Origin of the sequence: Streptomyces sp. DSM 40750 (assembly GCF_024612035.1) — a bacterium.
GTDB lineage: Bacteria > Actinomycetota > Actinomycetes > Streptomycetales > Streptomycetaceae > Streptomyces.
Genome location: NZ_CP102513.1, coordinates 1,517,384 through 1,543,199 on the forward strand (window position 1 = coordinate 1,517,384; position 25,816 = coordinate 1,543,199).

At 72.5% G+C, this 25,816-nt stretch carries 22 protein-coding genes; 9 read left to right on the top strand and 13 right to left on the bottom strand.

From position 1 onward, the window contains the following. Positions 1-212 precede the first annotated feature (212 nt). The 4 genes from JIX55_RS06960 to JIX55_RS06975 all read left to right on the top strand — a co-directional run bounded on the left by JIX55_RS06960 (position 213) and on the right by JIX55_RS06975 (position 4,333). Entirely contained in the window at positions 213-1,298 is a 1,086-nt protein-coding gene (locus JIX55_RS06960; protein WP_257562379.1) for a WD40/YVTN/BNR-like repeat-containing protein, read from the top strand. A 170-nt stretch (positions 1,299-1,468) separates the two neighbouring features. Then, a complete protein-coding gene (locus JIX55_RS06965) occupies positions 1,469-2,146 on the top strand; it encodes a uracil-DNA glycosylase (protein WP_257562380.1) in 678 nt (225 codons plus the stop codon). After that, positions 2,143-3,216: an N-acetylglucosamine kinase gene (locus JIX55_RS06970; RefSeq protein ID WP_257562381.1), complete on the top strand. Its 1,074-nt coding sequence runs from the start codon at positions 2,143-2,145 to the stop codon at positions 3,214-3,216. The genes JIX55_RS06965 and JIX55_RS06970 overlap by 4 nt, the downstream gene beginning before the upstream one ends. Before the next feature lie 193 nt (positions 3,217-3,409). Next, positions 3,410-4,333 carry a sirohydrochlorin chelatase gene (locus JIX55_RS06975; RefSeq protein WP_257562383.1) on the top strand — a complete coding sequence of 308 codons (924 nt, stop codon included), beginning with the start codon at positions 3,410-3,412 and terminating at the stop codon, positions 4,331-4,333. Between the two features lie 102 nt (positions 4,334-4,435). On the opposite strand, the gene JIX55_RS06980 is transcribed toward JIX55_RS06975, so the two are convergent. Both JIX55_RS06980 and JIX55_RS06985 read right to left on the bottom strand, forming a co-directional pair. Then, a complete protein-coding gene (locus JIX55_RS06980; protein ID WP_257562384.1) occupies positions 4,436-5,494 on the bottom strand; it encodes a lactonase family protein in 1,059 nt (352 codons plus the stop codon). A gap of 50 nt (positions 5,495-5,544) precedes the next feature. Further along, positions 5,545-7,044, bottom strand: coding sequence for an FUSC family protein (locus JIX55_RS06985; protein WP_257562385.1), 1,500 nt, complete (start codon positions 7,042-7,044; stop codon positions 5,545-5,547). A gap of 254 nt (positions 7,045-7,298) precedes the next feature. Here JIX55_RS06985 and JIX55_RS06990 point away from each other — a divergent pair, with 254 nt between their 5' ends. Both JIX55_RS06990 and JIX55_RS06995 read left to right on the top strand, forming a co-directional pair. Continuing rightward, the gene (locus JIX55_RS06990; RefSeq protein WP_257562386.1) at positions 7,299-7,787 is read left to right on the top strand and encodes an Lrp/AsnC family transcriptional regulator; all 489 of its coding nucleotides are present in this window, start codon (positions 7,299-7,301) and stop codon (positions 7,785-7,787) included. 20 nt (positions 7,788-7,807) lie between these two features. After that, on the top strand, positions 7,808-8,494 hold the full coding sequence (locus JIX55_RS06995) for an HAD family hydrolase (protein ID WP_257562387.1): 687 nt from the start codon (positions 7,808-7,810) through the stop codon (positions 8,492-8,494). 64 nt (positions 8,495-8,558) lie between these two features. Here JIX55_RS06995 and JIX55_RS07000 read toward each other — a convergent pair whose 3' ends face one another. The 4 genes from JIX55_RS07000 to JIX55_RS07015 form a co-directional block, all read right to left on the bottom strand. Beyond that, positions 8,559-11,168, bottom strand: a complete 2,610-nt coding sequence (locus JIX55_RS07000; RefSeq protein ID WP_257562388.1) for an immunoglobulin domain-containing protein — start codon at positions 11,166-11,168, stop codon at positions 8,559-8,561. Positions 11,169-11,340: 172 nt separating this feature from the next. Continuing rightward, on the bottom strand, positions 11,341-11,880 hold the full coding sequence (locus tag JIX55_RS07005) for a hypothetical protein (RefSeq protein ID WP_257562389.1): 540 nt from the start codon (positions 11,878-11,880) through the stop codon (positions 11,341-11,343). Between the two features lie 207 nt (positions 11,881-12,087). Further along, positions 12,088-13,101: an HtaA domain-containing protein gene (locus JIX55_RS07010; protein WP_257569242.1), complete on the bottom strand. Its 1,014-nt coding sequence runs from the start codon at positions 13,099-13,101 to the stop codon at positions 12,088-12,090. Between the two features lie 102 nt (positions 13,102-13,203). Beyond that, complete coding sequence (locus JIX55_RS07015) at positions 13,204-13,992, bottom strand: hypothetical protein (protein ID WP_257562390.1); 789 nt, start codon at positions 13,990-13,992, stop codon at positions 13,204-13,206. A 77-nt stretch (positions 13,993-14,069) separates the two neighbouring features. Here JIX55_RS07015 and JIX55_RS07020 point away from each other — a divergent pair, with 77 nt between their 5' ends. Then, complete coding sequence (locus tag JIX55_RS07020) at positions 14,070-15,143, top strand: heme/hemin ABC transporter substrate-binding protein (protein ID WP_443046386.1); 1,074 nt, start codon at positions 14,070-14,072, stop codon at positions 15,141-15,143. A gap of 100 nt (positions 15,144-15,243) precedes the next feature. Here the strand turns inward: JIX55_RS07020 and paaE are convergent, their stop codons facing one another. The 7 genes from paaE to JIX55_RS07055 all read right to left on the bottom strand — a co-directional run bounded on the left by paaE (position 15,244) and on the right by JIX55_RS07055 (position 22,716). Next, entirely contained in the window at positions 15,244-16,596 is a 1,353-nt protein-coding gene (gene paaE / locus JIX55_RS07025) for a 1,2-phenylacetyl-CoA epoxidase subunit PaaE (protein ID WP_257562392.1), read from the bottom strand. After that, positions 16,596-17,102 carry a 1,2-phenylacetyl-CoA epoxidase subunit PaaD gene (paaD, locus tag JIX55_RS07030; protein ID WP_257562394.1) on the bottom strand — a complete coding sequence of 169 codons (507 nt, stop codon included), beginning with the start codon at positions 17,100-17,102 and terminating at the stop codon, positions 16,596-16,598. The genes paaE and paaD overlap by 1 nt, the downstream gene beginning before the upstream one ends. Beyond that, complete coding sequence (gene paaC / locus JIX55_RS07035; RefSeq protein WP_257562395.1) at positions 17,096-17,923, bottom strand: 1,2-phenylacetyl-CoA epoxidase subunit PaaC; 828 nt, start codon at positions 17,921-17,923, stop codon at positions 17,096-17,098. Before paaC ends, paaD begins: the two co-directional genes overlap by 7 nt. A gap of 10 nt (positions 17,924-17,933) precedes the next feature. Continuing rightward, the gene (gene paaB / locus JIX55_RS07040; protein WP_257562396.1) at positions 17,934-18,230 is read right to left on the bottom strand and encodes a 1,2-phenylacetyl-CoA epoxidase subunit PaaB; all 297 of its coding nucleotides are present in this window, start codon (positions 18,228-18,230) and stop codon (positions 17,934-17,936) included. Next, on the bottom strand, positions 18,227-19,222 hold the full coding sequence (paaA, locus tag JIX55_RS07045) for a 1,2-phenylacetyl-CoA epoxidase subunit PaaA (protein ID WP_257562397.1): 996 nt from the start codon (positions 19,220-19,222) through the stop codon (positions 18,227-18,229). Before paaA ends, paaB begins: the two co-directional genes overlap by 4 nt. Before the next feature lie 384 nt (positions 19,223-19,606). Continuing rightward, positions 19,607-21,178 (bottom strand): amidohydrolase, encoded by a 1,572-nt coding sequence (locus JIX55_RS07050; protein ID WP_257562398.1) that lies wholly within the window; start codon positions 21,176-21,178, stop codon positions 19,607-19,609. Between the two features lie 50 nt (positions 21,179-21,228). Beyond that, the gene (locus JIX55_RS07055; RefSeq protein ID WP_257562399.1) at positions 21,229-22,716 is read right to left on the bottom strand and encodes an APC family permease; all 1,488 of its coding nucleotides are present in this window, start codon (positions 22,714-22,716) and stop codon (positions 21,229-21,231) included. A gap of 145 nt (positions 22,717-22,861) precedes the next feature. Here JIX55_RS07055 and JIX55_RS07060 point away from each other — a divergent pair, with 145 nt between their 5' ends. Further along, positions 22,862-23,479: a TetR/AcrR family transcriptional regulator gene (locus JIX55_RS07060; RefSeq protein ID WP_257562400.1), complete on the top strand. Its 618-nt coding sequence runs from the start codon at positions 22,862-22,864 to the stop codon at positions 23,477-23,479. 88 nt (positions 23,480-23,567) lie between these two features. Then, entirely contained in the window at positions 23,568-25,742 is a 2,175-nt protein-coding gene (locus tag JIX55_RS07065; RefSeq protein WP_257562401.1) for a hypothetical protein, read from the top strand. The last annotated feature ends 74 nt before the right edge of the window (positions 25,743-25,816 follow it).

A 25,816-nucleotide genomic window follows, 5' to 3' on the forward strand; every position in this document is an offset into this window, starting at 1 on the left:
AGGACAGCCGGACCGCTCTCCCATACGGCGACGGCCCTCCGCCTGCTCATGCGATGTGGGTCACCCCGCCCGGACCCGGCCGGTCCCCCACTTCCGCGCGCCCCGCCCCCACGCCCTCTGACCTGCGGCGAAGGTGTTCCGAGGGGTGACTGTCAGTGGTGAGGTGCAGACTGGCCCGTGACTGAGACGACGATGTCCAGGAGGTGGCCGAGATGGCTGACGTACTGCTCACCGTAGGCACGCGTAAAGGGCTCTTCATCGGGCGGCGGCGCGGGGGCACATGGCAGTTCGACGAGAGTCCGTACTTCAACGCGCAGGCCGTCTACGCGGTCGCCATCGACACCCGCACGGACACGCCCCGCCTGCTGGTCGGCGGCGACAGCGCGCACTGGGGTCCGTCCGTCTTCCACTCCGACGACCTGGGCCACACCTGGACCGAGCCGACGCAGCCCGCGGTCAAGTTCCCCAAGGACACCGGCACCTCGCTGGAGCGGGTGTGGCAGCTGCACCCGTCGGCCGCCGAGCCGGACGTGGTGTTCGCGGGCACGGAACCGGCCGCGCTGTACCGCTCGGAGGACCGCGGGGAGACCTTCCAGCTGGTACGGCCGCTGTGGGAGCACCCGACCCGCGACAAGTGGGAGCCGGGTGGTGGCGGCGAGGGGCTGCACACCATCCTCACCGACCGGCGCGACCCGCGCGCGGTGACCGTGGCCGTGTCCGCCGCCGGGGTGTTCCGCACCGAGGACGGCGGCGCGAGCTGGTCGCCCTCCAACTCCGGTGTCTCCGCGGTGTTCCTGCCGGACCCGAACCCGGAGTTCGGCCAGTGCGTGCACAAGGTTGCCCGGGACGCGGCGACCCCCGACCGGCTGTACCTCCAGAACCACTGGGGGGTGTACCGCAGCGACGACGCGGGCGCGCACTGGGAGGACATCGGCGCGGGCCTGCCCTCCACGTTCGGGTTCGCCGCGGTCGCCCATCCGCACCGGGGAGACACCGCGTACGTGTTCCCGATCACCGCGGACGCCGACCGTGTCCCGGCCGACCACCGCTGTCGGGTCTTCCGCACGGCGGACGCGGGCAAGAGCTGGGAGCCGCTGTCGGCGGGCCTGCCGACGGAGGACCATTACGGCACGGTGCTCCGCGACGCGATGTGCACGGACGACGCGGACCCGGCGGGGGTGTACTTCGGCAACCGCAACGGCGAGGTGTACGCGTCGGCCGACGACGGCGACCACTGGCGGCAGTTGGTGTCGCACCTGCCGGACGTGCTGTGTGTACGCGCGGCGGTCGTCGGCTGAGGCGGAGGTGTGACAAGGGGAAACCGGGTCGTCGATGTCGTCCGCACGTCACCCGTGCGATCCGCCAAGTCGTCGTGAAGTCGGCCCTGTTCGGCATCGTGACGGTCATCATCGATCACCCGCCGACCACGGGTTGATCGTCATGGCCGTTACGGCAGTAGGGTGACGCCGTGGCACCACGACCGTTGCATGAAATCGTCGAACCGGGCTGGGCGAAGGCCCTCGAACCCGTGGCCGGACGGATCGCCGAGATGGGCGACTTCCTGCGCGCGGAGATCGCCGCCGGACGCACCTATCTCCCAGCCGGACCCAACGTCCTGAGGGCCTTCCAGCAGCCCTTCGACGACGTCCGCGTCCTCATCGTCGGGCAGGACCCCTATCCGACGCCGGGGCACGCGGTGGGGTTGTCCTTCTCGGTCGCGCCGGAGGTACGGCCGCTGCCGGGCAGCCTGCTCAACATCTACCGCGAACTCAACACCGACCTGGGACTGTCCCAGCCGACCAACGGTGACCTGACGCCCTGGACCCAGCAGGGTGTACTGCTGCTCAACAGGGCGCTCACCACGGCCCCGCGCAAGCCGGCCGCGCACCGGGGCAAGGGCTGGGAGGAGGTCACCGAGCAGGCGATACGAGCGCTGGCCGCGCGCGGGCGCCCCCTGGTGTCGATCCTCTGGGGCCGCGACGCACGCAACCTGCGTCCTCTGCTCGGCGACCTCCCGTCCATCGAGTCCGCCCATCCCTCCCCCATGTCCGCCGACCGCGGCTTCTTCGGCTCCCGCCCCTTCAGCCGCGCCAACGACCTGCTGTCCAGGCAGGGCGGCGCTCCGGTGGACTGGCGCCTGCCATGACCGCCGGCGGAGAGCCGACGGGTTCGGAGCCGCGCGACGCCCCGGTCCGGGCGCCCGGGCACGGCTCGCATCCGTCGTCGGCGCCTCCGCCCGGATCGGGCGACGAGCCCCCCGTCGTGCTCGCCGTGGACTCCGGTGGCTCCGGGCTGCGGGCGGTGCTGGCGCGGGGCGGTGAGGTGCTCGGAGAGCCGGTCGCGTCCGGGGAGCCGGTGCGGACCGGTGCGCGGGGCATCGATGCCGGACATCTGCTGGAGCGGTTGCTGCCCATGGCGCGGCGGCTGCTCGACGACGCCGGATGCGACCGTCCCGCCGCGGTGGCCGTCGGGGCCGCCGGGTTCGCGACGCTCGGCGAACAACTGCGCGCCGATTTGCCGGCGGCACTGAGGCGCGAGTTGGGGGCCCGCCGGGTCGCGCTGGTGGCCGACGCGGTCTCCGCGTACACCGGCGCCCTCGGAGCGCGGCCGGGTGCGGTGATCGCCGCCGGTACGGGGCTGATCGCGATCGGCACGGACCTGAAGGGGTGGCACCGGGCCGACGGCTGGGGACATCTGCTCGGGGACTGCGGCGGCGGGGCCTGGATCGGGCGGGCGGGGCTGGAGGCGGCGCTGCGGGCGTACGACGGGCGGACCGGTGGTTCGGCCCGCCTGCTGGCGCGCGCCGAGGAGTTGTTCGGCCCGTTGGACGGCCTCCCCGGCAGGCTCTATCCGAGGCCCGACCGTCCGGCGGTCCTCGCGTCCTTCGCGCCCGAGGTGGCCGCCTGCGCCGGGGACGACCCGGTGGCGACGGACATCCTGCGCGAGGCGGCCCGGCACATGGCCGACGCGGCGGCCGCCGTCTGCCCGGCCTCGGACGAGCCCCGAGTGGCGCTGACCGGGGGTTTGTTCAAGCTGGGCGACCCTCTCCTCGTACCCCTGGAGGCGGAGTTGGCGGAGCGACTGCCGCACGCGCGGCGGGTGCCCGCCGAGGGGGATCCGCTGGCCGGGGCCGTGCGCATCGCGGCCGCGCTGGCGGGTGGCGGGATCGGGTTGCCGTACGACGAGCGGATGTTGTACGTGGTGGCCGAAAAATAGTACCTGAAACAGGGAGCAATCCAGCCTGTCGGACAAGCATCACCGTGCACCCCCAAGAGCACCACTCAGCACATAAATGCGGTATCGAACGGCCCTGATCGGCACGTAACTCATCAGACAAATCCGGACGGATACCGCTCACCTGCACCCTCCCCGAACAGGGGAACCCAAGAAACCAGTAACATGCGGCGCCATGAGCTCCCCCACTGGGCCCGCGTCCGGCCTGCCAGTACGAATGCCGCGACCCCGCCAGCCCGGGCGGCACCGCCGCCCGGAGCCGCTGGCGGCTCCCGAGGGCGCGCCCGCGCTCGTCCTCGCGGTGCCCGGCACGCCCAGCGCCGCCACGCGCGGCCTCGCCGAGGAGGTCGTGAGCATCGCACGCTCCGAGCTGCCCGGCCTCGACGCCCGCATCGGCTACGTCGACGGTGGTGCCGACGAGTTCCCCACGCTGCAGTCGGTGCTCACGCACGCCGCCGAGGAGCGCACGGCCCGTTACGAGCAGGCCCGCGCCGCCGGTCTGGACGTCAGGGAGCCGGACGGCCCCGTCGCCGTCGTCGTGCCGCTGCTGGCCGGTCCCGACAGCGCGACGCTGCGGCAGGTCCGCCAGGCCGTCATGGAGAGCCGTATCGCGGCCGAGCTGACCGACGTCCTCGGCCCGCACCCGCTGCTCGCCGAGGCGCTGCACGTGCGCCTGTCCGAGGCCGGTCTGGCGCGTGCCGACCGGGCCCGGCTGTTCACCGTCGCCACCGCCGCGGACGGCATCGTCCTCGCCACCGTGGGCGGCGAGGAGGCCGTGCAGGCGGCCGGGATCACGGGCATGCTGCTGGCCGCGCGACTCGCCGTGCCGGTGATGGCCGCCGCCCTCGACCAGGAGGGCTCGATCACCTCGGTGTCCGAGCAGCTGCGCGCCTCGGGCTCCCAGCAGCTCGCACTCGCGCCGTACCTGATAGGGCCGGAGATCGACGCCGGTCTGATCGAGGCGGCCGCGAAGGAGGCGGGCTGCTCCGCCGCCGAGGCGCTCGGCCCCTACCCGGCGATCGGCAAGCTGGCGCTCGGCAAGTACACGACCGCGCTCGGCATCGCGCCGCAGCAGCCGCAGGGCATGCCGGTCCGTTGAGTCCGGTGCGCTGAAACCGGACCACGACCCGTACGGCCGAGGGCCCGCTCCTCTCGCAGGAGCGGGCCCTCGGCCGTACGCATGCCGTCGGTGCGGGCTCCCTCAGACGTCCAGGACGACGCAGGAGGCGGCGGGCGCCTCGATGGAACCGCCTCGCACCGGTACGCCGGTGTCCGGGTCGGCCGTGAACCAGGTGACGTCGCCGGAGCGCTCGTTGGCCACGTACAGCGTCCCGGCCGCGTGGGCGAGGGCGCGCGGCCAGTGGCCGCCGCAGGGCACGGTGGTGACCAGGCGCAGCCCGGCGCCCTCGACCGCGAGCACGGAGAGGACGTCCGTGCCGCGTGTGGCCGTCCATACGAAGCGGCCGTCGGGGGACACGACGAGGCCTGAGGGGTACGCGTCACCCTCCGGGGCGTGCGGAAGCACCGGGGTCTCTCCCAGTGGCTCCAGCAGGCCCTCGAAGGCGTTCCAGCGGCACACGGTGACCGTGGGGGCGAGTTCGTTCAGCACATAGACGCGCGATCCGTCCGGTCCGTCCGGGTGGAAGGCGAGGTGGCGAGGGCCGGAGCCCGGCCGGAGCGCGGTCTCGTGGTGGACGACGGGGACGCCGTCCTCCAGCGCACACACCCGCACCGAGTCCGTGCCGAGGTCGACGCCGAGGAACCACCGGCCACTCGGGTCGGGCAGCACCTGGTGGGCGTGCGGCTCCTGCTGGCGACGGGGGTGTGGCCCCGATCCGGTGTGCCGGAGCTTTCCGGACGCGGTGGCCGCGAGGGTGCCGTCGGGGCGCAGGGGGACGGCGGTGACGCTGCCGGAGCCGTAGTCGGCGGTCAGGACGTGGCCGGCGTGCAGGCAGAGGTGTGTGGGTCCGTCGCCGACGGCGGCCGGGGGTCCGGTCAACTCCGGCTTGTCGCTTGTCACCCGGTAGGCGGCCACGGCTCCCGGAGTCGTGTCGCCGACCGCGTAGAGCGTGTCCCCCTCCGGCGAGAGGGTGAGGTAGGACGGGTCGGGGACGTCGTCCGCGGCGCCGATGACGGTCAGCGCGCCGCTCTCCTCGCCAACGGCCGCGACGAGGACACCGAGGCCTCCCGCCGAGGTGAACGATCCGATGTAGGCCCGTCGCGGCCGCCGCCCGTCCGCCGCCCGAGCTGCTGCTGTCACTGCCGTCCCCTCCCGCTCGTCTGTCGTGCGGGCGAACAGTAGCAGGAGGTCTAGACCAAAGTCTGTACGAGGGACGAGCCGCGCAGCGGCTGGGCCAGGTCCGCGAGGGCGCGTTCCAGGCCGTGGAGGTGCGCGAGGGCCTGCTCGGCGCCGGGGTGCCGGCCGGGGTGCGGGGCGCCGGGGTGTACCGGGGCTGCCCGCTCGGGTACGGCGCCGACCAGGGTCTCGACGGCCGACTCGACGCGGCGGCAGGCGGCGGTGAGGCGGGCGTCGTGGGAGGCGTCCGGGTCGGCGGCGACGGCGGCGAGACCACGAGCCTCCCGGGCGCAGTCGTCGAGCAGGGCGAGCACCCGGCGGGCACGTTCCTTGCGCGGGCGCAGCGGGTTGAGTGGATGCACCAGGGGCGCGAGGGACAGGCGTACGCGTCCCAGGAGTGTCTCCAGCTCCGCCACGCGCGGAGCCGGGTCCGCGTCGGGGTCGCCCGCCAGGCGCCGGGCCGCCGTCGCGGTGCAGCCGTGTACCGCGTGCAGGGCCCGCCGCACCCACCGGTTGGTGACGGCGTCCGTGGTGACGGGGAGGATCAGCGCCACGGCGAGCGCGGCCCCGAGCGCCCCGACGCCGGTCTGCGCGAGCCGGAGGCCCAGGAGCGCCGGATCCAGGACACCGAGAAGGCCGTAGAGCAGGCCCGCCATGACGGTGACGCACAGCATCATCCAGGAGTACGACACGGCGGCCGTGTAGAAGATGCCGAACACACAGACGGCGACCAGGGCGGCCGTGGCGGGCGGGGCGCCGTGCAGGGGGACGGCGACGAGGAGGCCGACGAGGATGCCGGTGACCGTGCCGAGGACGCGTCGGAAACCGCGGACCAGGGTTTCGCCGCGCGAGGTGGTGTTCACGAAGATCCACCAGGCCGTGCCGACGGCCCAGTACCAGCGTTCCTGCGACAGGACCTGCCCGGCGGCCATCGCGAAGGCGCAGGCGGCGCTCGCCTGGAAGGCCTGGCGGGTGGTGGGGCGGGTGAGTCCGCCGCCGTCGGCGGGGGCGGGCGCGGCCGACGGCGGGGTGCGCCGCTCGATGCACCAGGCTCCGAAGCGTACGGCCGAGGACGCGGCCAGCGACAGGGTCATCGCCGTGTACAGCTCGGGCAGCTGGCCGGGGACGGCGTGCAGGAACTGGGTGACGAAGAAGGTCATGAAGGCGAAGATGCCGAGCGCGTGGCCGCGTGGTCCCCAGCGGCGGACGTAGACGCCACAGAAGATCACGGCGAGCCAGATCGCGTCGCGCAGCGCCGGCATGTCGTGCAGCACCGTCGCGAGGGCCAGGACCGGGAAGCCCACGACGGGCAGCAGCGTGGTGGTGAGCGCCTGGCCGCGCACGGTCGGGTCGGCGACCGTGAACAGCGCGAGGAGCGCCGCGAGCCCACCCGTGATCGACGCGGTCAGCGACATCCCGGCCAGCTCCGACAGGGTCACCGCGAGGCCGATGCCGAGCACCGCTCGCAGCGAGATCCGCAGCCGCAGCAGCCCAGGGTCCGGCGCCATGAACATCCTCTTCACCGCGGGCCGCCCGCCCCTCTCCAGTTCAGCTTCAGCTTCAGCCAGTCCGGACACGACTACGCCGTCACGGCACGGAAATGGCGCCGCGGGCTCGGACCGGCCTCATTGCCGTCCTGCGCTGCGCGGCGCCACTGATGGTCCTCAGGAAAGCATCAGAGTGAGGATGGCTCAACCGGCATCCGGTTCACTGGGCCATTGGTACAGTTTTCGATGATCATCGAATGGCAGAGGGAGGCCAACGGACCATGGCCGTGGACGAGCTCGACACCCGCATCCTGCGGCTGCTCCTGGACCAGCCGCGCACCAGCGTGCGCGAGTACGCCCGCATCCTCGGCGTGGCCCGGGGCACCCTCCAGGCCCGCCTCGACCGCCTGGAACGCGACGGTGTGATCACCGGCACGAGCCCGTCGCTCTCCCCGGCCGCGCTCGGCCACCCGGTGCTCGCCTTCGTGCACATCGAGGTGACCCAGGGGCATCTCGACGACGTGGGCGACGCGCTGGCGGCCGTACCGGAGATCATCGAGGCGTTCTCGATCACGGGCGGCGGTGATCTCCTGACGCGGGTCGTGGCCCGGGACAACGCGCATCTGGAGGACGTCATCCAGGCGCTGATCAGCCTGCCTGGTGTGGTGCGCACGCGCACCGAGGTGGCGCTGAGGGAGCGGGTGCCGTGGCGGCTGTCGCCGCTGGTCGAGTCGATCGGCTCGGCGGCGGGCAGGTCGGCGAAGAACTGACCGCTGACATCCTGGAGTCCATGAGCACTCTCGACGGCACTTCGGTCATCTTCGATCTCGACGGAACGCTCGTGGACAGCGAGCCGAACTACTACGAAGCGAGCCGACGGACGCTCGCCGAGCACGGAGTCACCGGCTTCACCTGGGCGGACCACGAGTGGTCCGTGGGCATCAGTACACGGGAGACGGTTGCCTCGTGGAGCGAGCGGTACGGCCTCACCGCCCCGGTCGAGGTGCTCCTCGCCACCAAGAACAGCCACTATCTGGAGCTGGCCCGCACCGCGACCCGTGTCTACCCGGAGATGCGGAAGTTCGTGGAGCTGCTGGCGGCCGAGGGGGTGCCGATGGCCGTGGCCTCGGGGTCGTCGCGGGAGGCGATCGAGGTGATCCTCGAGAGCACGGGCCTCGACGCCTGTCTGCGGACCGTGGTGTCGGCGGACGAGGTCGACCGCGGCAAGCCCGCGCCCGATGTGTTCCTGGAGGCGGCCCGGCGGCTGGGCGTCGCACCCGCCGACTGTGTCGTCCTGGAGGACGCGGCGCCGGGGGCGGTCGCCGCCCACGCGGCCGGCATGCGGTGCGTCGCGATCCCCTGTCTCGCCGACCGGGCCGACGATCCGGCGTTCGCGACGGCCGGGCTGCTGCTGCGCGGCGGGCAGAGTGAGTTCACGGCCCGGGAGGCGTACGACTGGATCGCGGCCACGGGGTGAGACGCCGGGGGCCCTGTCCGCCGAACGCATCGGCGGACAGGGCCCCGTTTCCCGCTCCGGTGGATCAGGACGCGGTACCGCGGCCCATCCCCCGGGCCCGCCGGTGCAGGATCCAGCCCGTCACCGTGAGCGCGACGGCCGAGGCGGCCACGCCGAGGACGGTCAGACCGGTGGAGGCCAGACTGCCGTCGTCGCCGGTGGTGGAGCCGCCCGTGCTGCCGGTGCTGCCTGACGTGCTGCTGCCGCTGGACGTCGACCCGCTGCCGGAGCTGCCGCCGGTGGACGTGCCACCGTCGCTGTCGCCGTCACCGTCGTCGGTGTCCACCGGGTCCTGGCCGACGAAGGCGACCGGGACCTTGACGTCCTGCGAGCGGTCGCCGGACAGGGTGTGGTCGGCGCGGGTGGCGAGGACGCATGTGGCCTTGAAGCAGTCGGTGTACTCGTCCTTGGCGTCGATGGTCAGCTCGACCTCGAACGTGCCGCCGTCCTCGTAGGGGGTCGCCAACTCCTCGCCGTAGTCCGGCGGGTTGGAGGAGATCCACGCGGAGGAGTGCGACGCGCCGGTCATGTCGACGCCGCCGACGCACGGCGTGGGCAGTTCGCCGTCGCCGTTGTCGACGCACAGGGCGACGTAGATGCCCTTCTCCTCGTCGTAGCCGGAGCCGGTGACCTTCAGGGTCTGCTTCTCGGTGGCGAGGTTGTTGACCGGGGTGACGGTGAGCTTCTGGCCGTCGGAGCCGGTGACGGTCTTCGTGCCGGAGGGCTCGGTGTCCTCGCCGTCGCCGCCGCCGGTGCTGTCGTCGGCCTCGGTGACGGTGAGCGTGAAGGGCGATGTGCGAGTGACGCCGACGGAGTTGGTGAACACCGCGCGGTACTCGTAGCCGTCGTGCGCCGCCTTGGCGGTGAAGGAATACGTGTTCTTCGTCGCGCCCTCGACCGCGGACCAGGTCTGGCCGCCGTTGACGCTGACCTCCCAGGCCACGGAGGGTTCGGGGGTGCCCTCGGCCGCCGCGACGAACGACACCTCGTCGCCCGGCGCCACGGTCCGGTCGGTCGGGGACTGGGTCACCTTGGGGGACATCCGGCAGTCGAGCTTGGTGATCTCGCCCTCGAAGGGGCTGCTGACGTAGACGGTGGTGCCGCCCGGGGCGACCGCGACGGAGGCCTCGCCGACCTGGGAGTTGTTGTCCGCCAGCTTCGTGGAGGTGGCGGCCTCCGCGTAGGTGGCGGTGTCGTACACCCCGAGGTGGCTGGTGTTGTCGCCGCCGTCACCGGAGTCGCCGTTGTCCTGCCGGACGACGAAGGCCCGGCCGGTGGTGGTGTCGAAGGCGATGTCGACGGCCTCGTCCGGCCCGTCGACGGTCTTCAGGAGCTTGGCGTCCTTGTCGTAGACGCGTACGGAGTTCCCGCTGCCCACCCAGACGTTGCCGGTGGCGGGGTCGGCCTCGACGAACCCGACGGAGGCGGCCGGGAGTTCGGCGGTGGCGGTGACCGTGAAGGTGCCGGTGTCGACGCGCCGCAGAGGGCCGCCGTCGGGCCCGGCGGACCAGGCCGCGCCGTGGGCCTTGTCGACGCCGAGCAGGGAGGCGCCCTCCAGGGTGAGGGTGCGGTTCTCAAGGGGGACACCGGTGGCGAGGTCGACCTCGGAGAGCTGGGCGCCCTGGGCGACCAGGACCGTGGAGCCCTTGGTGCCCGGGCCGACCCCGGTGACGGTGCTGCCCGCGAGCCAGGTGCCGGTGGCCGCCGTGTCGCCGTCCTTGGCCGTGCCGATGCCGCGCAGCGGGTAGTGGAAGACGACGCCGTCGCCGGCGAGCGGGGCGGCGATCATCGAGACGTTGCGGGGGCCGAGGGCGCCGTTGGAGCCGGGGGCCTGGGAGATGTGGCTGAGGCTCCTGCCGTTCGCCGCGTCGAGGGCGTGCAGGCCGCGCTCGTTGACGTCCCCGGTGTCGACGAAGTCCTCGGAGCCGGCGTACAGCTTGCCGGACTCGGGGTGCAGAAGGAGGTCCTTGACCTCGCCGGCCGCACTGAACGCGGCGGACTCGACGTAGCTGACCGTACCGGCGGGCACGTCCACCCCGTCGCCGTCCCCGTCGCCGGTGTCCTGGCCCTCGAAGGTGACGGGCACGCGGACGTCCTGGGAGCGGTCGCCGGAGTTGCGGTGGTCGACGCGGGTGACGACCGAGCAGACGACCTGGGTGCAGTCGACGCCGTTGTCCTTGGCCTTGACGGCGATCTCGACGTCGAAGGTGCCGCCCGCGCCCCACTTGAGGGCGAGGTCGCCCGCGTACTCGTCGCCCTCGGGGACGATCCACTGCGAGGAGTTGCCGGTGCCGTTCTCGTCGGCGCCGCCGATGCAGGGGGTGGGGATCTTGCCGTCGCCGTTGTCCCGGCAGAGGGCGACGTAGATGGCCTTCGTCGCGTCGTAGCCGGAGCCGGTGACCTTCAGCGTCTCGCCGTCGGGGTCCAGGTTGGCGGAGGCGGAGACGGTCAGTTTCTGACCGTCCTTGCCGAGGCCCGTCCTGGGGGTGTCGGCGGCCTGGGCGGCGGTGCTCACCGTGACGGCGGTGACCGTGGCGGCCACCAGGGCGGCGGCTCCGAGCAGCGCCGCGGGGCGTCTGAGCCGCGGTCCGGCCGCGCGGCCCGGCCACCGCCGGTCCGTCGTGTCCTCTGTCATGGGTTCCTCATTCGTCGGGTGCGCCCCGCACCCGGGGGACGCCTGGGCCTGTCCGGCGGATCAGGTCGCAGGAAAAGCGGCGGTGCCTGAAAGGCCCCGCGTCTGCGACATGATCCGCCGGACAGACCCTGGGGCCGGGCCCCTGGGTGAAGGGGACCGGCCTGGTGGGTGGTTACTGGAAGGTGAGGGGGGCGTGGACGTCGTAGTTGCGGTCGTTGGTGTCGAAGTGGTCGGCGCGGGTCACCACCGCGCAGGTGACGTCCTCGCCGCAGACACTGCCGTCTTCGAGGGTGGCCTTGACGTAGATGTTCACGCTGAAGGTGCCGCCCGTGCCGAACCTGGAGCTGTTGGCGAACAGGCCGCCGAAGGTGTTGTTGATCCAGTGCGAGGCGCCGGTCGAGCCGTCCTCGTCCTGGCCGCCGAGGCAGGGGGTGGGCTTGTTGGCGCCCTGGGCGCCGTCGACGACGCAGAGGCCGACGTAGATGCCCTGGCCGGTGTTGTAGCCGGAGCCGGAGACGGTGATGACCTGGCCCGACGCGGCGGCCGTGCCCGGCGCGGTCAGGGACAGGTTGTAGGTGGTGCCGCCGTCGACAACGGTGCGGGTCGAGGTGGCGGCGGAGGCCGAGGTGGCGAGGCCCAGGGTCAGAGCGGCGGAGGCGGCGACGGCGAGACCGGCGCGGGCGGCGGTGCGGGCGGAAGGAACGACTCTCATCGGGAGAGGACCTTTCTCGAAGACGGTGGGTGTGGGGAGTCACGGGCCGTACGACCCGCGCCTGACCCAGTGGGGACGGGCCGGCCGGGTCCACATCGCCACTTAGGTAAGGCTTACCTAATCTCTCTCATGATCTCTTTGTCAACAGAAAGCAAAGAAAGTCACAACAGGCCTTCACTTCACAGGTGTTGACCCGACTCACGCCGCTCAGGGCGACGGTTCACCGGCGAGCACGGTGAACTCCGCCACGGCCTCGCGGCCCCCGGTCACGGGGTACAGCCGGACCGTGTGCGCGCCCTCGGTCGCGGTGTCGTACACCGGGAAGTCACGGGCGACCTCGCCCGCGTCGTCGGCCACGGCCTGGTAGCGGGTGTCGTCGTCGATCGCGACCAGCACGACCTCACCCGGTTCGAAGCCCTCGCCGGTGACCTGTTGTCCGGCGCCCGCAGCGAGGCTCGCAAGCTCCACGGCCGCGGACGGGGCCTCCGCGCTGTCCTGTTCGGCCCCGGCCCCGGCCCTGGTCCCGGTCCCGGCCCCGGCTTCCGCGGACCCGGCCGACGTGTCGCTCGCGTCCGAGGCGGGCGAGGACGCGTCGTCACCGGACTCGCCGGCGGCCCTGTCCCGCGGTTCGCCGGTCCCGGAGGCGCCGGTGCCCACGGCCACGTCGAGCGGGGCGAGTTCGTCCCCCGCCGCGTACGGCTGCCCGCTCCACTCGGCGAGCAGTTCGGCACCCTCGGCGGTCAGCGCCACGCGTAGACCGGACCAGGTCGCTCCACCGCTGCGCACGGTCGGCGCCGCGGTGCCCGTGCCGACCTCGGCCAACGTCAAGTCGCTGCTCTCCCCCGCCCGTTCGGCGCGCACCCGGAGGGTGCCGGTGCCGCCGTCCAGCCGCAGGCGCAGCTCGCCGAGGGTCAGGGTGTCGGCTCCGGTTCCGGCCAGGCGGATCGAGCCGTCGAGGTCGACGTCCGCGTCCCCGGCGCCCGGGGCCGCGCTGCCGCCGTCGACCGGGAACCAGGTCCGGCCGCCGGAGCCGCGTACGGCGGGCGCCCCGGCCGTCACCGTCGCGTCGGCACCGGTGGACGCCTCGAACGTCGGGCCCCAGCTCGCGTATCCGCCGGACACCTCGCGCGAGGCCGCCCCTCCCTGTGCCGCCGCCGCGCCCTGGCAGAGCAGGGCGAGCAACGCGCCCGCCGCCGCCACGGCGGCACCAGGTCTGTTCATCACGTCGAAGTCCTCCCTGGAATGTCGACCGTGCGGCCGACGGGACACCCCGCCTCGGGCGGGGAGTCAACTGGCTTGTGCGTGACCATTGTTGAAATGCCGTCAGCTGGGGTCCGCGCTGTGGGGCGCGGTGGCGGTACCGCGTCGGCGCGCCCAGACCCAGGCCGCCCCGCCTGCCGCGACCAGCCCGGCCGCGGTGATGCCGAGCGGCACGGCGGCGCTGCCGGTGCTGGCCAACGGGTCGCCCGAGGTGTCCGTGTCGCTCGTCGTGCCGCCGGTGCCACCGGTGGTCGTCGTACTCGTACCGGCCGACGGGGTCGCCGTACTCTCGGTGCCGGAGTCGCTGTCGCCCCCGGCCCCGGCGAAGGCCACCGGGACGCGGACCGTCTGGCTCTGGTCGCCGCCCCGGGTGTGGTCGTTGCGAGTGATCACGGAGCACGTCACGCCGGACTTGGCGCAGTCGGTGTTGGTGTCCTTGGCCCGCACCTTGATCTGCACGGAGAACGTGCCCTTGTGCCCGCTGCCCTTGTACGGCTCGGCCAACCCCTCCCCGTACGAGGGCGGGTTGGAGGAGATCCACACCGAGGCACCGGAGTCACCGGACATGTCGACGCCGCCGATGCAGGGTGTGGGGGTCCTGCCCGCGCCGTTGTCCACGCAGAAGGCGACGTAGATGCCCTTCTCGGTGTTGTAGCCGGTGCCGGACACGGTGACCGTCTCGCCGTCCGGGTCGAGTCCGGAGGATTGGGAGACGGTGAGCTTCTGGTCCTCCGGGCCGGTCGCCGAGCTGCCGGCGGCCGCCGCCGAGGGGGCCGGGAAGAGGATCAGGGCACTGGCGACGGCGACGGCCGCCGGGGCGGCTCGCAGTGCTCGTAGGCCACATCTGTGCATCGGTGTCAGCACTCCCACCATAGGAAACTCAGGTAAGGCTAACCTAAGGTAACGAACACCTGGTTCAAACGGTAGACATGGAAGGCGGTTCGATGCGTAGGTCCGGAAGACCTCAACTCACCATCGCGCGAAGGGGAGTTGCCGCAATCGCCGTTGCTTTCGCGATGCTGGCGGCCGGATGTGCAGGCAGTGGCGGGGAGGACGACGCAGCGGGGGCGAACCCCTCACCGTCGTCCGCGAGCGCCCGCGCGGCCGCGGCCCAGAAGCGGTTGAGGACGAACTCCCTCGTCCCGTTGGAGGGTGAGGCGCCCACGCCTGAGCTGCCCGTCACCGTCGACTCCTCCGACGGCCGCCAGGTCACCGTCGAGGACGCCTCGCGGATCCTTCCTCTCAACGGAGGCATCGCGGAGATCGTGTTCACGCTGGGCCTCGGTGACAAGGTTGTCGGCCGGGACATCACCGCGACCTTCGAGGAGGCCGAGGGCCTTCCCCAGGTGACCAAGGCCCACGACGTGAGCGCGGAGAGCGTGCTCTCGCTGGAGCCGACCGTGGTGCTCGCCGACACCGACACCGGGCCCAGTGAGGTCATCGACCAGATCCGTGACGCCGGGGTCCCCGTGGTCGTACTCGATCCGGCCAACGAACTCTCCGATGTGAGCACTCGGACCACGCGGGTCGCGGAGGCGCTGGGGGTGCCGGCCGCCGGTGAGGCGCTCAACCAGCGCTTCGCCGACGAGTTGAAGGCCGCGCGGGCTGCCGTGCCCAAGGGCAGCAGGCCGAAGGTGGCGTTCCTGTACATGCGGGGCTCGGCCGCCGTCTATCTCATCGGCGGGAAGGGCTCGGGGGCCGACTCCCTCATCGCGGCGGCCGGGGCGGAGGATGCCGGGGTGGCCGCGGGCCTGGACAAGCCGTTCACGCCCATCACCAGCGAGGCCCTCGTCAAGGCCCAGCCCGATGTGATCCTCATGATGAGCAAGGGACTTGAGTCGGTCGGCGGCGTGGACGGGCTGGTGGAGATCCCCGGGATCAAGGAGACGCCGGCCGGGATGGACCGGCGGGTGGTGGACCTCGAGGACGGGGTGCTGCTCAGCTTCGGGCCGCGTACGCCGTTGGTGATCGACATTCTGGTGGAGCGGTTGCATCGAGGTTGACGGTGGGGCGGGGTGGTCGTCGTGTGCAGGTGCGTGGGGGCTGGTCGCGCAGTTCCCCGCGCCCCTGAAAAGCAGGGGCCGTCGTCTTTCAGGGACGCCCTCACGTATCGAAGTCGACAGTCAGGGTCTCCGAGACGGGGTACGACTGGCAGGTCAGGACGTAGCCCGCGGCGACCTCGGTCGGTTCCAGGGCGAAGTTGCGGCGCATGTCGGCCTTGCCGTCGGTGACCAGGGCACGGCAGGTGCCGCAGACGCCGCCCTTGCAGGCGAAGGGCAGGTCGGGGCGGGTGCGTTGGGCGCCTTCGAGGATGCTCCGCTCGCGGGAGAGTGCGGCGGTCGTGGAGCGGCCGTCGAGGGTGACGGTGACCTCACTGACGGGGCCTTCCGCGGCGGCCTCCTCGTGGTGCACCTCCCGTACGGGTTCGTCGTCGGCGTAGAACAGCTCCTGGTGGACTCGGTCGGCCGGCACGGCCAGTCCGGCCAGGACCTGCTGGGCGTCGCGGACCATGCCGTGCGGGCCGCACAGCCACCAGTGGTCCGCCGTGTCGACGTCGACCAGGGAGTCGATGAGCGCCGAGAGCCGCCCGGCGTCGAGGCGGCCCGAGAGCACCTCGGCCTCGCGGGGTTCACGGGACAGGACGTGGGCGAGCTGGAAGCGGGCCGGGTACAGGTCCTTCAGGTCGGCCAGTTCGTCGGCGAACATCACCGTGCCGCTGCGGCGGTTGCCGTAGAAGAGGGTCACGGTCGAGCGGGGGTCCGCGGCCAGCACGGACTCGGCGATGGAGACCATGGGCGTGATGCCGGAGCCCGCCGCGATCAGCACATGGTGGCCCGGGGTGCCCAGGTCGGGGGTGAAGAAGCCGGTGGGGGCCATGACCTCGACGGTGTCGCCGGGCCGTACCTCGTTGACGAGCCACGACGAGAAGAGCCCGCCCGGCACGACCCGTACACCGATGCGCGGCGCCGTACCGGCCGGCGAACAGATCGAGTACGACCGCCGCTCGTCCCGCCCGTCGATCTCCCGCCGCAGCGTCAGCGACTGCCCGGGCGAGAACGCGAACTCCTCCGCCAACTCGGCCGGGATCTCGAATCCGACGGCGACCGCGTCCTCGCAGAGCGGCTGTACGGCGGCGACGCGCAGGCGATGAAAAGCGGGGCGGCGACGGGCGCGTGGGCGGACCGCCGCGGCGGAGGTGGCGGAGCCGGCCGCGCCCGGGACTCCGGAAGCGGCCGAACCCGGGACTCCGGAAGCGGCCGGTGCCGGAGCGGTGGAGGCGATCGGGCCTTCTGGCTCGGCCTCGGCTGCCGGGTCCACCCGTCGGCCACCACTCACCGATTCCCTCGGCAAGCCAGCCAGGGGTTCCTCCCGCAGCACTCCCGTCGGCTCTCCCCGCAGCACTCCCGTCGGCTCTCCCCGCAGGCCTCCCGTCGGTTCTTCCTTGAGGCCTTCCATCAGATCTCCTTGACGTACTCGAACGGCTCGCGGCAGGCGCGGCAGCGCCACAGGGCCTTGCAGGACGTGGCGGCGAAGCGGGAGGTCTCCTCGGTGTCCGCCGAACCGCAGCGCGGGCACGGGACCGTGCGGCGCGTGGGCGACAGCAAGAGGGGGACCGGGCCTCGGGGGGCCGCTCCGGGTGGGGCGATGCCGTGTTCGGTGAGTTTGCGCCGACCGGTGCCGGTGATCCAGTCGGTGGTCCACGGCGGGTTCAGGACCGTACGGATCTCCACCCGTTCGTATCCGGCGGCGCGGAGCCGCGCGGCCACGTCGGCACGCATCTCGGCCATGGCGGGGCAGCCCGAGTAGGTCGGGGTCAGGCTCGCGACCACCGTGCCGTCCTCGGTCAGCTCCACATCCCGCAGCACACCGAGGTCGGCGAGGGTCAGCATGGGCAGCTCGGGGTCCGGCACCTGCTCGGCGATGTGCCGGGCGTGCCGCACGTCGGTCAGGGTGGTCACCATGTCGCCTCCGGGTGGGCGCGCGCCACGCTCTGCAACTCGGCGAGCAGCGGCGCGAGATGCTCGGTGTGCTCGCCGCCGCGGCCCGCGCCCGGCAGCGGCCGGTACACCGGCATGGGCAGCCCGGCCGCCTCGGTGACCTGGCGGAGCACGGCGGCGACCTCGTCCCGTGCGTCGCAGGCGGTGAACAACTCGCCGACGTACGGGGCCACTTGCTCCATCGCCTTGCGCATCCGCCGATGCGACTCCTCCGTGCCGTCACCGAGCCGCACGGCCCACTCGGCGGCGTACTGCCGGTGGTACGTCAGTTCCTTGACACCCTTCGCGGCGATCGCCGCGAGCACCGGGTCGGGGTGGTCGACAAGCCGCCCGAAGTGCGCGAGGCGCCAGCTGGACAGCACGAGCAGCCGGACGACGGAGAACGCGAAGTCCCCGTTGGGGAGTTCGGCGAGTCGTACGTTGCGGAAGTCGTCGGCGTCCCGGAAGTAGGCGTACGCGTCCTCGCCGCGCCCGGTGCCGTCGACCTGCCCGGCGCGGGAGTACAACAGGCGGGCCTGGCCCAGGAGGTCGAGGCCGATGTTGGCGAGAGCGACCTCCTCCTCCAGTTCCGGCGCACGGGTGGTCCACTCGGCGAGCCGCTGGGCGGAAACCAGGGCGTCGTCGGCCAACGCCACACAGGTGGCGGCCAGTTCACCTACGTCGACGCGCTCGGGCACGGTGGTGTCCACGCCGTGCAGCGGGTCCTCGAAGCCGGTGCCGTACGCCCAGCGGGCGTCGTCCTCGTGTCCCTCGGCGAGGGTCAGGTAGACGTGGTCGTCACTCATACCCTGCTCCTCAGATGTGCGGGACGTCGTCGGGGATGTCGTAGAAGGTGGGGTGGCGGTACACCTTGTCGGCGCTGGGCTCGAAGAAGGGGTCCTTCTCGTCGCGGGTGGAGGCGGTGATGTACTCCGAGCGCACCACCCAGATGGAGACGCCCTCGTTGCGGCGGGTGTACAGGTCGCGGGCGTGGGTGAGGGCCATGGTGTCGTCGGCGGCGTGCAGCGAGCCCACGTGGACGTGGTTCAGGCCGCGCTTGCCGCGTACGAAGACCTCGTACAGCGGCCAGTCGCCCTTGTTCGTGCCGGTCATGCCGCCGTCCCCTTCCGGGCTCGTTCGCTCCGCCTGGCCGCGTGGGCGGTGGCCGCCTCGCGCACCCAGGTGCCCTCTTCGTGGGCGGTCCGCCGCCGTTCCATCCGCTGGTCGTTGCACGGTCCGTCGCCGGTGATCACGCGCTTCAGCTCGGCCCAGTCGGGGGTGCCGAAGTCGTGCCGGCCGCGCTCCTCGTTCCAGCGCAGGTCCGGGTCGGGGAGGGTGACGCCGAGCTTCTCGGCCTGCGGGACGGTCATGTCGACGAAGCGCTGCCGCAGCTCGTCATTGGAGTGCCGCTTGATCTTCCAGGCCATGGACTGGGCGGAGTTGGGCGAGGCGTCGTCGGGCGGGCCGAACATCATCAGCGACGGCCACCACCAGCGGTCCACCGCGTCCTGCACCATCGTCCGTTGCGCCTCGGTGCCGCGCATCATCGTCAGCAGCAGTTCGTAGCCCTGCCGCTGGTGGAAGGACTCCTCCTTGCAGATTCGCACCATCGCGCGCGCGTACGGCCCGTACGAACTCCGGCACAGCGGCACCTGGTTGCAGATCGCCGCGCCGTCCACGAACCAGCCGATCACACCCACGTCGGCGAAGCTCGCCGTCGGGTAGTTGAAGATCGACGAGTACTTCTGGCGGCCCTCGATCAGCCGCCGGGTCAGGTCCGCGCGGTCCGCGCCGAGGGTCTCCGCCGCCGAGTACAGATACAGCCCGTGGCCCGCCTCGTCCTGCACCTTCGCGAAGAGGATCGCCTTGCGGCGCAGCGACGGCGCGCGGGTGATCCACTCGCCCTCCGGCTGCATGCCGATGATCTCCGAGTGCGCGTGCTGCGCGATCTGCCGGACGAGCGTCCTGCGATAGCCCTCGGGCATCCAGTCGCGCGGCTCGATCCGCTGGTCGCGCGCGATCGTCGCGTCGAAGTGCTCCCGCAGCGCGTCCGGGGCGTCCTCGGCGTCCTGGGACGGCGCCCCGGCGGAGTCTGTCGTCGTCATCGATACCAGCTTCCCAACCGACCATTCGTTCGGTACCAGTGTGACGCGATTCGAGCGGGCGGGCAAGACCTGGGTACGGATCACAGGACATGGACGTGTCCCGTACCGCCGCCGGGGTCGAAGGAAGGTGTGGGCGTCAGGGTCGAGGTGACGATCGTCGATCCGGAAACCCCGGAGCACTCCGTGGGCGAGCTCAAGCGGGTCGAGGACCTCCGTAACTCCGAGATCTGATGACCGGGCGGACGGCAGCCCACCCCAGGGGCGCGGGACTGCGTCGATGTGCGGCTCCCCCGCCTGGGCGCGACCAGCCGGTGACGGCCCGCGGTCAACCACCGACAGCGAAGCCAAGCCTCTCCCCGCTGATCTGCACGGCCCGGCGCTCTCTCAGAGCCCCCGATGCACGACGTGACCGCCCGTGACGGTAAGGCGCACCGGCGCCTCGGCGACCTCGTCGGCGGGCGCCTCCACGGGGTCGAGGCCCAAACCGGTGAGATCGGCCCGGAAGCCGACGGCGATACGCCCGCCGACGTCCCCCTCGCCGGCGGCCAGCGCCGCATGGCTGGTGCAGCCCTCCAACGCCTGGACCCCGGTCAGCCCCGCCCGGGACGCCGCGGCGCCGCGCGGCGCACGGGCCGTCGCCAGCACGCCGCGGGCATCATAGTGGGCGATCGGCCAGTCCGACCCGAGCGCGACAACCGCGCCCGCGTCGCGCAGATCCCGCAGCCGCCACGCCCGCACGGCCCGCTCCTCACCGAGCCGCACGGACCACGCGTCGGACAGATCGGCCCGTGTGTAGCCGGTGTGCGGCGGCTGCATGGACGCGATCACGCCCACCTCGGCGAACCGCGCCACCAGATCGTCGGGCACCGACTCGATGTGCTCCACCCGGTGCGCGAGCCGGGCGCCGGGCCCCAGTGAGGCGACGGTGTCGAGGACGTGGCGTACGGCGGCGTCCCCGATCGCGTGGGTCGCGGTGCGCACCCCGGCGCGGTGCAGCCGCCGTAGCGCGTCGCTGTACGCGGCCGGGTCGGGCCAGAACGCGTCGGTGCCCTGGCCGTGGCAGTCGGGATGGTCCAGCCAGGCGGTGCCGCCTTCCACGGTGCCGTCCATGAAGAACTTCACCCCGCCGACCTGCCAGTGCCGTCCGCCCCGGCCCTGGAGAGCGACGAGTTCCGCCAGGTCGTCCGCGTCGGCGCCGGGCATGCACCAGGGTGCGAAGCGCAGCCGCAGCGGCAGCACCGACTCCTCGGCGACCGCGCCCACCAGGTCGAGGTCGCCGAGGTCCATGACATGGGCCCCGGTGAGGCCGGTGGCCGCCATCCCGCCCAGCAACTCGGCCAGCCGCAGGCGCCGTTCGGCGTACGACGGCCGGGGCATGACGGGTTCGACCAGGGCCATCGCGGCGTGTTCCACGAGATGTCCGGTCAGCCGTCCGTCGGCGTCGACGACGATGTGCGACCGCTGGGCGAAAGCGCGCGGCCCGGTGATGTCGGCGGCCTTGAGCGCGGCCCCGCTGACGAGGGCGGAGTGGCCGTCGTACAGGCGCAGCAAGGCGGGCGCGCCGTCCAGGGCGTCCTCGACGAGGGCTCGGTCGATGGGCCGGCCGCCGAAGACGTTGTGGTCCAGGCCGTAGCCGATGACCCAGCCGTCGGTGCGTTCGCCCTCGGTGAGCGCGGCGCGCAGTCCGTCGAGGTCGCGTACGGCGGTCAGGTCGATCCCGGTGGCCATGTCCAGGCCCCACACGGGGTGGCTGTGGCTGTCCACCAGGCCCGGCACCAGCCGGCCGCCGCCCAGGTCCACGACCTCGGTGCCGGGCCCGCGCCAGTCCCGTACGTCCGCCGCCTCACCCACGGCGGCGATCAGGCCGTCGCGTACGGCGACCGCGGTGGCGTACGGCCGCTCCGGGTCGAGGGTGCGGACGTGGGCGCCGGTGATCACGAGGTCGGCGGTGGGCATGGAGAGGTCTCCTCCGGTGGTGAGGGGGGCGGCGGTCGGCTGGGGCGGGGTCAGTCGCCGGCTTCGGCCGACGGCTCGGCGGCGAAGTTCGCGTAGACCTCGGGCCGGGCACGGCGCAGCCAGAAGGCGAGTACGAGGCCGATGACGAGGACGGCCGGGACGAGGGCCGCGAGGACGGTGTTGACGGTGGTGGAGGCGCCGGTGAACTGGTCGAGGTGGGTGACGACCAAGGTGATGGCGGCGGTGAGGAGCACCGCCGCGACCACGGGGGCGACGACCGTGCGCAGGGCGCCCTCGGTGTGGGTGACGCGCCGGAAGTAGAAGGGCACGGCGAGCGCGGCGAGCAGTTGCAGCAGCATCAGGGCGAGCATGCCGGGGGTGTTCACCCACAGCAGCAGCTGCATGTACGGGTCGGCGCCGGCCGCGGCGAAGGCGACGACGACGATCGCGCCGAGGACGGTCTGGGCGAGGCCCGCGACGTACGGGGAGCGGTGGCGCGGGTGCACGCGGGCCAGGGCCTTGGGGAGGATCCCCTCCTCGGCGAGGGCGAGGCCGTAGCGGTTGATGGCGTTGTGGAAGGCGAGCAGGGAGGCGAGGACGCTGGTGACGATGAGGACGCGCATCAGGTCGGCCGCCCAGGGGCCGACGTAGGTCGTGATGGCGGAGAAGAACAGGTCCGCGGGGTTGGCGCCGGCCGCCGCGATGACCTGGGCGTCGCCGAAGGCCTGGATCACGGTCCAGACGATGAAGGCGTAGAACAGGCCGAGGAAGCCGATGGCGAGGTAGGTGGCGCGTGGCACCGTACGGGCCGGGTCGCGGGCTTCCCGGCGGTAGATGACGGTCGACTCGAAGCCGGTGAACGCGGCGAACGCGAAGGCCAGGACGGCCACCATGCCGGAGACCATGACGTTGTCGGGGGCGAAGGAGGCGAGCGAGAGGCCGTCGGCGCCGCCCTTGACGAGCACTCCCCCGGCGAGCAGCACGAGGATGCCGGTCTCGGCGACCAGCAGGACGCCGAGGAGCTTGGCGCCGAAGTCGATGGACCGGTAGCCGGCGTAGCCGATGAGCAGCAGGCCCGCGAGGGAGACGGGCAGCCAGGGGATGTCCGCGCCGAACAGGGAGCGGGCGGTGTCCCGGGTGGCGGTGCCGAGGAGGCCGTAGACGCCGATCTCCATGCCGTTGTAGCCGATCAGCGCGAGCAGCGCGGCGCCGATGCCGACCCGGCGGCCGAGGCCGCGCGTGATGTACGCGTAGAAGGCGCCGGCGCTGCGGACGTGGCGGCTCATGGTGGTGAAGCCGACGGCGAAGACGGCGAGCGTGAGACCGGCGAGGAGATAGCCGACGGGAGCGCCGATGCCGCCCATCAGGATGGCGAGCGGGGCGACGCCGGCCATCACGGTGAGCGGGGCGGCGGCGGAGACGACGAAGAAGGCGATGTCGGTGGTGCCGAGCGAGCCGGAGCGGAGGGAGGGCGCCGGGGAGCCGGCGCTCTCGGCGGGGGCGGGGGCGGCGCCGGTGGCGTCGGGGGTGACAGTCATGAGGGAAGGCCCTTCTGGCTGCGGGCAGGGACGAGCGTACCGGGCGTGCGGGGATGACCTGGGCCCGTAAACCTAAAGGCTTTCGGTTTTCGCAATGTAGCCTTCATCTCGGACTACTGGGAAGACCCCGGAGGGGACGGACACCATGGGACGGCCGCGCACACCCCTGCTCGACAGGGAGCGCATCACCACCACCGCGCTGGAACTCGTCGACGCGCAGGGCGAGTTCAGCGTGCCGCAGATCGCGCGGCGGCTCGGGGTGCAGACCGGCTCGGTGTACCACCACGTGGACGGTCGGGACGGCATCGTGGAGCTGCTGCGCGAGCGGGTCGCGGAGGGCATCGACGTCTCCGCCCTCGGCCTCCGCCCCTGGGACGAGGCCCTCGCCGCCTGGGCCCGCTCCTACCGCGCGGCCTTCGCGGCCCACCCCCGGGCCATCCCGCTGCTGATGACGTCCCCGGTACGGGCCCCGCGCGTCCTCGAACAGTACGAGCGGGCCGTCGGTCTGCTCCTCGACGCGGGCTTCCCCCTCCCGGACGTGATGCCGGTGCTGGTCGCCCTGGAGAACGTCGTCCTGGGCTCGGCCCTGGACCTCGCCGCCCCCCTGGCCATGTGGGAGATCTCCGACGAGTCGGCCACGCCCCGCCTGGCGGAGGCCCTGAACGCGGCCGGCGACGGCCGCGCGGACGCGTCCTTCGAGCTGGCCCTCGACGGATTCCTCCGGCATGCGCGGCGCAGGCTGGAGGCGTACGCGCAGGTGTAGAGGAAGGTGGGGCGGTGTAGAGGAGGGTGGGGCGGTGCACGGAAAAACTCCTGTGCGCCGGCTCGCACACCTCTGCGATCATCCCCGAATGGCGCACAGTCTCGAATCGCTGGTCATCCGGCACACCCACCGCCTGCCTTCCCCCAAGGGCTCCGCCGGGGAAGGAGCCACCGCCGCGCGGCAGTTCGACGCGGCGCTGTTGTCCGTGGGCTTCAAGCTCTCGGCGGATCTGCTGGAGCGGCTGTCGGGGCTGTCCGAGGCCGCGGTCGTGCACACCGCCAAGCGGACGCTGCGCACCGTGAGCGAGATGGTGGGCGACCACGTCCGGCACAACTCCTACTTCATCGACTTCCCGGCGAACGTGCCGGACACCGAGGAGTTCTGGACGCGGTGCGTGGTGGAGGCGCTCGGCGACGAGAAGGCGCGCGAGAGCGTGCTGACGCAGCTGACGCACGGGGTGCTGGACCTGCTCAGCCTCCCCACGTACGGCCGGTACCAGCACACCTACGAGGAGATGCTCGCGGCGCAGGACGAGCTGATCGCCTCGGCGGGCGACCGGGTGACCGTCCTGCACCTCGGCCGGGACCTGGACGACGAGCTCACGGACCTGTACCTGGCCCTGGCGGGCAGCACGACGCCGCTGGGCGAGGACGGCCTGCGCGACCTCAAGGCCCTCGCCGAGGGGTGCGCGCTCGGGCCCCAGCCGGAGTCGATGCCGGTCCGGGAGAACCGGGCGGTCGTCAACGAGGCCCGCCTCGGCGTCGGCGCGGACCTCCTGGTGGACACCGTCACCGATGTGCTGCGGCTGGCCTGCGCGCTGTCGGGCGGTGACGTGACGCTTCAGGAGCCGACCCGGTTCCGGGCGCTGTCGCGGCCGGTCCGCCGGGCGCTGCTCGCGGGGCTCGACGCCGTGGTCGCGGCGAACCCCGCGAAGCTCGCCGATGTGCACGCGCACCGGGAGCCCTTCAAGCGGCTCGGTGAGCGTCTTCACCCGCACGAGTACCCGCGGTGGCCGCACGCCGCCGATGTGTTCGCCGTGGCACGGGGCGAGAAGGAGGCGCGGTCCTTCGACAGCCGGGTCGAGCAGTTGCTCGGCGAGTGCGACGTCCTCGGCGCGGTGGAGCTGCTGAGGTCCGCGCCCGGCAAGCTGTACCGCGCGCTGGACCGGCTGCTGCGCATGGCGCCCGCCCAGGAGGAGCGGAACGCCGTCGTGGCGGCCGCCGAGGAGGCGGCCACGCAGGTCTCCGGCCGGCTCGTGCTGTCGGTGCGCGAACACCTCCACAACCGCGTCCGGGACGCCGGGGAGCGCCGGGTCTTCGTCAACCGCCTCGGCGGCGCCTGGGTCACCGACGACGAACGCCCGCCGGTGCCGGCGCCGGAGCGCGAGCGCCTGATCGCCGCCCTGGACACCGAGATGCGCCACCGGCTCCCGGCGCCGGGCCACCTGTTGGTCGACCCCGACGTCCTGGACGTCGCGCTGCCGCTGAGCGGGAAGGCGACGGCGGCCGGTCTCGGCGTACTGCCGCGCGGCTCCATGTCACCGGTCGACGGGGAACTGCTGCGCTTCTTCGTCCACTGGAAGCAGTCGGCCCACGACACCGACTACGACCTGTCGGCGCTGATGCTCGACGAGCGCTACGAGACCGTCTCCTGGCTCTCCTACACCGAGCTCACCGACATCGGCGGCGAGCACTCCGGTGACATCACCGAAGCGCCGCACGGTGCCTCGGAGTTCATCAACCTGCGTCTGGACGCCGTCCGGGGCACGTTCATCGTCCCGGAGGTCAACATCTTCTCCGGGGAGAGCTTCGAGCAGGTCGAGGAGTCGTTCTTCGGCTTCATGCTGCGCGAGGGCGAGCAGCAGGGGCGGCCGTTCGAGGCGCGCGCCGTCCGTATGAAGTCGGAGCTGCGCGGCCCGGGCCGGGTCGCGCTGCCGCTGGCGTTCCAGCGGGGCGACGACGGCCGGTGGCGGGCGAAGTGGCTGCACCTGTACCTCAAGGGCAGTCCGTCGGAGAACCGGGTGGAGGACAACCGGGTGACGGTCGCGGCGCTGCTGCGCGCCATCGTCGAGCACGATCAGCTGACGGTCCGTTACCTCGTCGGCCTCATGACCGCCGACGGCGCCACGGCGATGACGCCGTGGGACGGGAAGTCGGTCCCGGACGGGCCCGTCACCTACATCGGCCTCGAACGCCCGGAGGGGCTGCACCCGGACTCCCGGGTCATCACCCTCGAAAATCTGCGCGACTTGATCCCGGGGTGACTGCTAACGTTGCCCGTGGCGAGGCCATGAAGGGGCTTCCTTCTCATCTCATTCATAGAGCTCAGCTCTTTCGC

Excerpts from the sequence above, each read along its gene's own strand:
- JIX55_RS06960 (WP_257562379.1), top strand. The coding sequence starts at position 213 with ATGGCTGACGTACTGCTCACCGTAGGCACGCGTAAAGGGCTCTTCATC.
- JIX55_RS06970 (WP_257562381.1), top strand. The coding sequence starts at position 2,143 with ATGACCGCCGGCGGAGAGCCGACGGGTTCGGAGCCGCGCGACGCCCCG.
- JIX55_RS06975 (WP_257562383.1), top strand. The coding sequence starts at position 3,410 with ATGAGCTCCCCCACTGGGCCCGCGTCCGGCCTGCCAGTACGAATGCCG.
- JIX55_RS06985 (WP_257562385.1), bottom strand. The coding sequence starts at position 7,044 with ATGTTCATGGCGCCGGACCCTGGGCTGCTGCGGCTGCGGATCTCGCTG.
- JIX55_RS06990 (WP_257562386.1), top strand. The coding sequence starts at position 7,299 with ATGGCCGTGGACGAGCTCGACACCCGCATCCTGCGGCTGCTCCTGGAC.
- JIX55_RS06995 (WP_257562387.1), top strand. The coding sequence starts at position 7,808 with ATGAGCACTCTCGACGGCACTTCGGTCATCTTCGATCTCGACGGAACG.
- JIX55_RS07000 (WP_257562388.1), bottom strand. The coding sequence starts at position 11,168 with ATGACAGAGGACACGACGGACCGGCGGTGGCCGGGCCGCGCGGCCGGA.
- JIX55_RS07005 (WP_257562389.1), bottom strand. The coding sequence starts at position 11,880 with ATGAGAGTCGTTCCTTCCGCCCGCACCGCCGCCCGCGCCGGTCTCGCC.
- JIX55_RS07010 (WP_257569242.1), bottom strand. The coding sequence starts at position 13,101 with ATGAACAGACCTGGTGCCGCCGTGGCGGCGGCGGGCGCGTTGCTCGCC.
- JIX55_RS07015 (WP_257562390.1), bottom strand. The coding sequence starts at position 13,992 with ATGCACAGATGTGGCCTACGAGCACTGCGAGCCGCCCCGGCGGCCGTC.
- JIX55_RS07020 (WP_443046386.1), top strand. The coding sequence starts at position 14,070 with ATGGAAGGCGGTTCGATGCGTAGGTCCGGAAGACCTCAACTCACCATC.
- paaE (WP_257562392.1), bottom strand. The coding sequence starts at position 16,596 with ATGGAAGGCCTCAAGGAAGAACCGACGGGAGGCCTGCGGGGAGAGCCG.
- paaD (WP_257562394.1), bottom strand. The coding sequence starts at position 17,102 with ATGGTGACCACCCTGACCGACGTGCGGCACGCCCGGCACATCGCCGAG.
- paaC (WP_257562395.1), bottom strand. The coding sequence starts at position 17,923 with ATGAGTGACGACCACGTCTACCTGACCCTCGCCGAGGGACACGAGGAC.
- paaB (WP_257562396.1), bottom strand. The coding sequence starts at position 18,230 with ATGACCGGCACGAACAAGGGCGACTGGCCGCTGTACGAGGTCTTCGTA.
- paaA (WP_257562397.1), bottom strand. The coding sequence starts at position 19,222 with ATGACGACGACAGACTCCGCCGGGGCGCCGTCCCAGGACGCCGAGGAC.
- JIX55_RS07050 (WP_257562398.1), bottom strand. The coding sequence starts at position 21,178 with ATGCCCACCGCCGACCTCGTGATCACCGGCGCCCACGTCCGCACCCTC.
- JIX55_RS07055 (WP_257562399.1), bottom strand. The coding sequence starts at position 22,716 with ATGACTGTCACCCCCGACGCCACCGGCGCCGCCCCCGCCCCCGCCGAG.
- JIX55_RS07060 (WP_257562400.1), top strand. The coding sequence starts at position 22,862 with ATGGGACGGCCGCGCACACCCCTGCTCGACAGGGAGCGCATCACCACC.
- JIX55_RS07065 (WP_257562401.1), top strand. The coding sequence starts at position 23,568 with ATGGCGCACAGTCTCGAATCGCTGGTCATCCGGCACACCCACCGCCTG.